This is a genomic window from Microcystis sp. M_QC_C_20170808_M9Col (assembly GCF_007095495.1).
Taxonomy (GTDB): Bacteria; Cyanobacteriota; Cyanobacteriia; order Cyanobacteriales; family Microcystaceae; genus Microcystis; species Microcystis aeruginosa.
This window is the reverse complement of sequence record NZ_SFBZ01000115.1, coordinates 1-8,844: the sequence shown is the minus strand read 5'-3', so window position 1 is coordinate 8,844 and position 8,844 is coordinate 1. Positions and strand designations below refer to the sequence as shown.

At 40.7% G+C, this 8,844-nt stretch carries 2 protein-coding genes; both read right to left on the bottom strand.

Going from position 1 to position 8,844, the window contains the following annotated elements; all coding sequences use genetic code 11:
* A partial coding sequence (locus tag EWV68_RS07200) for a non-ribosomal peptide synthetase (protein WP_287169332.1) occupies positions 1 to 8,101 on the bottom strand: 8,101 nt, incomplete at its 3' end.
* Positions 8,098 to 8,844, bottom strand: a 747-nt coding sequence (locus EWV68_RS07195; protein ID WP_287169330.1) for a phosphopantetheine-binding protein, incomplete at its 5' end; no start/stop codon positions are given. The genes EWV68_RS07200 and EWV68_RS07195, both read right to left, overlap by 4 nt.

Below are 8,844 nucleotides of genomic sequence, written 5' to 3'. Positions count from 1 at the left end.
CTGGGTCAATAGGAACATAAGCTCCACCGACTTTAAGAATAGCCAATAATCCCACAATCATGTCTAAAGAACGCTCTAGACAAATCCCCACTAATTCCTCTGGTTTTACTCCTAATTTTTGCAGATAATGAGCTAATTGATTAGCACGACAATTTAATTCATTGTAGGTTAATTGTTGCTGGGAACAAACCACCGCTACCGCGTCGGGTGTGCGTTTTACCTGTTCCTCAAATAACTGATGAATACACTTATACTCAGGATAGTCAACTTGAGTATTGTTCCACTCAATTAATAACTGATTAGTCTCACTTTCTGTCAGTAAGGGTAATTGGGAAATCCGCGCTTGAGGATTAGCCGCAATTCCCCCTAATAAGTTGAGAAAATGCCCTGATAATCGCTCAATAGTGCTACTTTCAAACAAATCAGTATTATATTCCCAGACACCTTTTAAGCCATCATCGGTGTTAACCATAGCTAAGGTTAAATCAAACTTAGCTGTAGTATTTTCTGGTGGCAAATCTGTCACCGTTAATCCCGTCATTGCAATCTCAGACTTAGGTGTATTTTGCAGGACAAAAGCGACTTGAAATAGGGGAGTATGGCTCAAATCCCGTTCTGGTTGCAACGCTTCGACTAACATTTCAAAGGGTAAGTCTTGGTGCGCGTAAGCATCCATTGTCACTTCCCGAACACGGGTTAATAACTGACTAAAACTCGGATTATCTGATAAATCCGTCCGCATCACTAAAGTATTAACAAAGAAGCCGATTAAACCCTCAATTTCACCGCGATTACGATTAGCGATGGGAGTTCCTACCAAAATATCACTTGACCCTGTATAACGATACAGTAAAGCATCAAAAGCAGCCAACAGCGTCATAAATAATGTCACCCCTTGTTGGCGACTCAATTCATTCAAAGCTTGGCTAAGTTTGGGGGAAAGGGAAAATTCTTGCTGAGTACCGACAAAGCTTTGCACCGCAGGTCGAGGGTGGTCTGTGGGAAGCGATAATAAAGGGGGTGCAGCTGTTAGTTGATTTTGCCAGTAATTTAATTGACTTTGCAGGACATCCCCTTGTAACCATTGTTTTTGCCAAACTGCAAAATCTGCATACTGAATCGGTAAAGGAGCTAAATTTGCGGGATGATTCTGCACATAAGCATTGTATAAGGTGGTCAATTCGTGAATAAATACTTCTATTGACCAACCATCACTAATAATGTGGTGCATACACACTAATAAGAGATGTTCCGTCTCCGATAGCACCACTAAAGTGATTCTGATTAAGGATTCTTTGGCTAAATTAAAGGGTTGAGTGGCTTGTTTTTGCTTTAATTGCTGTGTTTTTTCTGCTTGCTCCTGGATGGGTAAATCTTGTAAATCAACGACCGATATTGTCTCCCTTGTTGTTTGAATAATCTGAGTCGGTTGTCCATCAATCGTGACAAAATTAGTCCGTAATACTTCATGGCGATCACAGATTTCTCGTAAACTTTGTTCTAAGGCCTTTTGATTGAGGTTGCCTCGGAAATGCAACACCATCGGTATATTGTATAAAGCGCTATTTGGTTGCAATTGATCTAAAAACCATAAACGCTGTTGAGCAAAAGATAGAGGTAATTCTGTATCCTTAGTTCTCGGTAAAATCGGGGGTACTGTTAGCGTCAGATTTTGCTGCTGTAATTGTCCAATAAGATGCGCTAATTCGGCTACCGTAGCTGCACCAAATAAACTCCGCAAAGGTAGTTCTATTTTAAATAAACTCCGAATCCGAGAAACTAATTGAGTTGCGAGGAGAGAATGGCCGCCAATTTCAAAGAAATTATCATAAATTCCCACTTGCTCTATTTTGAGTATTTCTGTCCAAATTTGCACCAACATCTCTTCAATTCCATTGCGTGGTGCTACATATTGATCCCGGCGATTCCCTATCTTATCTGGTGCGGGTAAAGCGCGACGATCTACCTTACGATTAGTAGTAAGGGGTAAAGATTCCAGAAAAACAAAAGCTTGAGGAACCATATACAAAGGCAATTTACTGGACAGAAACTGACGCAGTTCACTAATCATCGGTATCCGTTCGTAATGAGCTACTATGTAGGCGACTAAATATTTATCCCCCGGAGTATCTTCCCGAATAATCACACAAGATGTTTGTACATCAATATTTTGGTTAAGTACCGCTTCAATTTCTCCTAACTCAATACGGAATCCGCGAATTTTAACCTGATTGTCAATCCGTCCAAAACATTCAATATTACCATCGGGTAAATAACGCGCTAAATCTCCCGTTTTATACAACCGATTGAACGGTGAATGAGCAAAGGGATTGTCAATAAATTTTTCAGCAGTTAATTCGGGACGATTCAGATAACCCCGCGCTAAACGAACACCGCATAGATGCAATTCTCCCTTAACTCCAATGGGTACAGGTTGCAGATTTTGATCCAAGATATATGCTTTTGTGTTAGCAATGGGACGACCAATCAGCACTGAATTGATTTTTTCTGACTGATAATCTAGCAAATCATGAACTATGGCGGTTACAGACGCTTCTGTGGGGCCATATACATTAATACATTGAACCCGTTTTCCGACCATTTGTCGCCAAATATTGACGGTTTCTGGTAACACTGCATCCCCTCCCACGGCGACAACCCGCAGACTGGATGGTACAGTAGCTAATGATTGGGAAACGGCGATTGCCCATTCATGCCAATAGGCAGGGGTAATATTTAAAACGGTGAGGCTTTCTTGTTCGATAAAATCGGCAAAATCAGTCAAAGTTGGGAACATTTGCCCTGGTCTTAAGACCACTGTGCCACCTTTTAACCAGGTGGGGAAAATTTCTTCCGCAGCGACATCAAAACCAAAGGAAGCAAACTGTAAAACGCGATCAGATTCTGTTAAACCGAATACTTCACTAATGCCCCAACTATGATTAACTAAGGCCGCATGAGTTAACATCACTCCTTTAGGTTTACCGGTTGAACCAGATGTATATAATAGGCATAGTAGATTTTCTGGAACCACTTCACTGAGGGGATTTTCTGGACTTTGAACCGTCAAAATCTCGGCTAATTTATCTAAGACAATTATCCCCACATCTTCTGCTGGTAAAGAATCGAGTAAACTTTCTTGAGTTAGCAGTAGAGAAATTTGGGCATCTTCTGCCATATAAGTCAACCGTTGCTGGGGATAATCTGGATCTAAAGGTATATAGGATCCTCCAGCTTTTAGAACTGCTAATAATCCGACAATAACTAACAGCGACCGCTCTAGATAAATACCAACTAAAACTTCTGAATTTACTCCCAAAGATTGGAGATAATGGGCTAATTGATTCGCCTGAATATTTAAGTCTTGATAGGTTAATTCTTGACCTTCAAAGACCACTGCTACTGCAGCCGGTGTTCGTGCTGCTTGTTCTTCAAATAATTGATGAATACATTGATGGAAAGAATATGCTTTTTCGGTAGCATTCCATTCTTCTAATAATTCTTTTGCCTCTACTTCGGTTAATAATGGTAGTTGAAAGATTGGCTGCTGCGGGTTAACAACTAATGCTTCTAGTAGGGTGATGAAATTTCCTGTTAATCGCTCAATGGTGCTGCGATCAAATAAATCGGTATTATATTCCCATACGCCTTTTAATTCTGCACCGGTATTCTCCATAGCCAGGGTTAGATCAAATTTGGCGGTGTCATTTTCCGTGGTGAGGGGAGTGGCAGTTAATCCTGTTAGTTCTAAGGGAGACGGAGGACTATTTTGCAGCAGAAAATCCACTTGAAATAAAGGCGCGTGACTTAAATCTCGTTCAGGTTGTAGGACTTCTACTAACATTTCAAAGGGCAAATCCTGATGAGCATAGGCATCCATTGCCATTTCCCGTACTCGACCCAATAACTGATTAAAATTGGGCTTACCTGACAAGTCAATTCGCAGAACCAAAGTATTGACAAAAAAGCCGATTAAACCTTCAAGTTCACTGCGATTACGGTTAGCAATGGGAGTACCAATTAAGATGTCTTCCTGTTCCGTATAACGGTAAAGTAAGACAGCATAAGCTGTTAACAGGGTCATAAATAAGGTGACACCCTGTTCCTGGGTTAATTGGGTCAGTTTTTCGGTTAATTCTAGGGAAAGGCTAAAGGGTAAATGTCCCCCAGCAAAACTTTGTTGATTGGGTCGAGGTCTATCTGTTGGTAAAGATAGAAGGGCCGGTGCGCCGGCTAACTGTTTTTGCCAGTAGTCTAGTTGCTGTTGCAATACCTCTCCCTGCAGCCATTGTCTTTGCCAAAGGGTAAAATCTCCATACTGGATAGATAGGGGATTTAGAGGCGAAGATAAACCCTGAATATAAGCATTATAGAGGGCGGTTAGTTCCTGAAGAAATACCTCCATTGACCAGCCATCACTGACAATATGGTGCATACAGACTAATAAGAGATGTTCCGTTTCAGATAACACCAATAAAGTGATTCTGATTAAGGGTTCACCGGCTAAGTCAAAGGGTTGAATCGCTTGATTTTGTGCTAACTCTTGGGAGGCAATTGCTTGTTCACTACCAGATAAATGCTGTAAATCCACAACCGTAACTGTCCAGGTTCGTGTCTGTATAACTTGGGTAGGGATACCATCAACGGTAATAAAGTTGGTGCGTAAAGCTTCATGGCGATCGCAAATTTCTTCTAAACTCTGGATTAAGATTTCTGAGTTTAAAGTTCCTTCTAAACGCAAGGCTAGGGGGATATTATAAAAAGAACTATTCGACTCAAATTCAGCCAAAAACCAGAGACGAGTCTGAGCAAAAGATAGGGGTAATTCTGCTGCTTTGTCCCTGGGTAAAATCGGCAGTTCAGTGAGTTGTTCTCCTTCGGAAAGCCGTTTTATTTCTTGGGACAATTCGGCGATTGTCGGTGCAACAAATAACTCGCGTAAGGGTATTTCTACCTGAAAAGCCTCACGGATGCGCGAAATTAGTTGAGTTGCTAATAATGAATGTCCACCCAACTCAAAGAAGTTGTCGTGAATCCCCACCTGTGCAACTTTTAGCACTTTTGCCCAAATCGAGGATAATATCTCCTCAATGGGGTTACGCGGCGCGATATACTGCTCTTGGCTTTGGAATTCGGGAGCCGGTAAAGCACGGTAATCAGTCTTACCATTGGGCGTTAAGGGTAGGGATTCCAAAATGACAAAGGCACTAGGAATCATATACTCTGGTAACTTAGCTTTCAGGAATTGCCGCAGTTCAGTAACATTAAGCGAATTTTTCTCTTTTTGGGGGGAAATAATCTCTACTTGGGGAATAATATAGGCGACTAAACGTTTCTGATTTGTCTCATCTTCTTGGGCAATAATAACAGCCGTTTTTACTGCATTGTGCTGACTAAGAACGGTTTCAATTTCTCCCAATTCAATGCGAAAACCCCGAATTTTTACTTGATTGTCAATCCGTCCTAAATACTCAATATTACCGTCGGGTAAATACCGACATAAATCTCCCGTTTTATATAATTTTGACGGCTCATTGCCCCCCTTATTAAGGGGGGTTGGGGGGATCACTTCATCCTTCTCAAAAGAATTAGGGATAAATTTCTCTTGAGTTAATTCTGGACGATTGAGATAACCCCTGGCTAACCCGACACCTCCAATATGTAATTCTCCGGCTACCCCCACAGGAACAGGTTGTAAGCAAGCATCGAGAATATAAACCTGAGTATTACTGATGGGTCGCCCAATGGGAATATTGGTTATAGTTGGTGAAGTAAATTCGGAGAAAGTCGTTGCAATGGTTGCTTCCGTTGGTCCGTAACCATTGAATAGTCGAGGAAGAGGGGAATATTGGCCTGTAACTGTTTGCCATTGCTGGACTTTTGCCGGTTGAATGGCTTCCCCACCAATGAAAATTACTTTAATATTTGAGAGAATTGGCAGGGTAGCAGCAGTTAGTTCCGAGGCTAATTGATGCCAATAAGCAGTAGGAATACCCAAAACTGTTAATTGCCATTTTTGACAACATTGCCAAAAATTCTCACTAGAGCGCAACATTTCTTCTGTTCGCAATACCAAGGTCGCACCCGATAACAAACTAACAAAGATTTCTTGAACGGAAGCATCAAAGCAGATAGAAGAAAATTGCAGAATTTGATCCTCTGAGGTAATACCATACTCTCGAATAGTAGTCAGTATATAGTTGACTACTGAGCGATGTTCAATCATTACCCCTTTGGGTTGACCTGTGGAGCCGGAGGTGTAGATAATATAGGCTAAATTGTGCTGCTCAACTGCTACCAAAGGGTTAACTGTACTCTGTTTGGCAATTGTTGACCAGTCTTGATCTAAACAGATAGTGTTCGGTATAAATTTGGGAAGTTGCTCAAGAAATTTAGATTGCGTCAACACAATACTAAGTTGAGTATCTTCAATAAGATAGGTAATTCGCTCTTGGGGATAATTAATATCTAAAGGAACGTAAGCTCCCCCTGCTTTAAGTATTCCCAGGATTCCGATAATCATCTCTAGGGAACGTTCAACAAAAATCCCGACTAAACTCTCGGATTTTACCCCTAAAGATTGTAGGTAATGGGCTAACTGATTAGCCTTACAGTTTAACTCCTCGTAGGTTAAAAATTCATCTTCCAATTTAACTGCGATCGCCTGTGGATTCTGTTTTACTTGTTGTTCAAACAACTGATGCAGACATAAATCATTTTTGTAGTCAGTTTCAGTCTGATTCCAATCAAATAATAACTGATTGCGCTCACTTTCTGTCAGTAATGGTAATTGGCTAACGGTTTGTTCTGGATTAGCAATAATCCCAGTTAATAGGTTAACAAAATGCCCTGATAGTCGCTCAATTGTGCTTTTGTCAAACAGATCTGTATTATATTCCCAAATCGCAGTTAATCTGGCTTCTTTCACCTGTATAGATAAACTTAGATCAAATTTAGCTATCTTAAATTCCAAAGGCTGACGAGTGGCTTTTATTCCTTCTAAATCTATGCTATCTACAATTTCATTATCTAACCCAAACATCACCTGAAATAAAGGAGTATAACTCATATTTCTTTCAGGTTGTAGAGCCTCTACTAACATCTCAAAAGGTAAATCTTGATGGTCGTAAGCATCCGTTGCTGTCTCTCGTACCTGTTTTAATAACTCGCTAAAACTGGGATTTCCTGCTAAATCTGTTCTTAAGACTAAGGTATTGACAAAAAAGCCGATTAACCCAGCTAATTCACTACGAGTACGGTTAGCGATGGGAGTACCGACTAAAATGTCTGTTTGTCCTGTGTAACGATAGAGTAGAGTCTGAAATGCGGTCAGGAGGGTCATAAATAAGGTGACACCTTTTTCCCGACTCAGCTTATTTAACCCTTGACTAAGTTCTGGAGAAAGGATACATTTTATTCGATCTCCCTGAAAACTTTGTTGTAGAGGACGGGGATAATCCGTAGGTAGATGTAATAAAGCGGGTGCGGCTGCTAACTGTTTTTGCCAGTAATTTAACTGATTTTGTCGGATTTCTCCCTGTAAATATTCCCTTTGCCAAATTGCAAAATCTGCGTACTGGATTGGTAACTCTTGTAAAAGAGGTTCTAAACCTTTAGTATAGGCATTATAAAGGGTTGTCAATTCCTGAATAAATACCCCCATTGACCAACCATCAGAGACAATATGGTGCAGACAAATCAGCAAAAAATGTTCTGTGTCTGATAACTTGAGTAGGGTGGCTCTAATTAGGGAGTCATTGGCTAAATCAAAAGGTTGATGGCTGTGAATTTCTAGCCATTTTTTTATTTCCTGCTCTTCTCGATATTTTGGGCTGTCTTTCCCATTGACAAGCGTTAATTGCCAATTGCTTTCTGGTTTGATTATTTGTACAGGATTTCCCTCAATAGTGGCGAAATTTGTGCGGAGGGACTCATGGCGCTGAATAATTTCTTGTAGGCTTTTTTCGAGGACATCTACCTGGAGATTTCCTGCTAAATGCAAGGCCAGGGAAATATTATAAAAGGGACTATTTGGTTCTAATTGATCTAAGAACCATAAACGCTGTTGGGCATAAGATAGGGGTAATTCTTCAAAATTCATTTTCTTTTTCTTGGTAAAATTGCTGGAACGATGGTATCGGATTTTTGCTGTTTTAACTGTTCAATCCCTTGGGCTAATTCTGCTAGTGTGGCCGAGTTGAATAACTGACGTAGGGGAAGTTCAACTTTCAAGCGATCGCGTATCTGTGCTACTAATTTAGTGGCTAGTAGGGAATGGCCTCCCAGTTCAAAGAAGTTATCATTTATACCCACTTTTTCAACTTTTAGCACTTCTGACCAAACAGTTACTAATATATCCTCAATTGGGGTACGCGGAGCAACATATTTGTCTGATGGTTCACTACTAGATTCTGGTGGGGGTAAAGCTCGACTATCTATTTTTCCATTAGCAGTAAGGGGTAAGGCATCTAAAATAACGAAAGCATTAGGTATCATGTAACCAGGTAATTGAGCTTTCAGGAATTGCCGTATTTCGTTAATGGTAATCGTTTTTTCCGATTGTGGCACAATGTAGGCCACAAGACGCTTATCTCCTGTTGCATCATCCCTCACTATTACTACTGTTTCCCAAATCTGGGGATGAGATGCTAATAATGCTTCGATTTCCCCCAACTCAATCCGAAAACCCCGAATCTTAACTTGATTGTCAATGCGTCCTAAATATTCAATATTACCATCGGGTAAATAACGCCCTAAGTCTCCCGTTTTATATAATTTTGACGGCTCATTGCCCCCCTTATTAAGGGGGGTTGGGGGGATCACTTCATCCTTCTCAAAAGGACT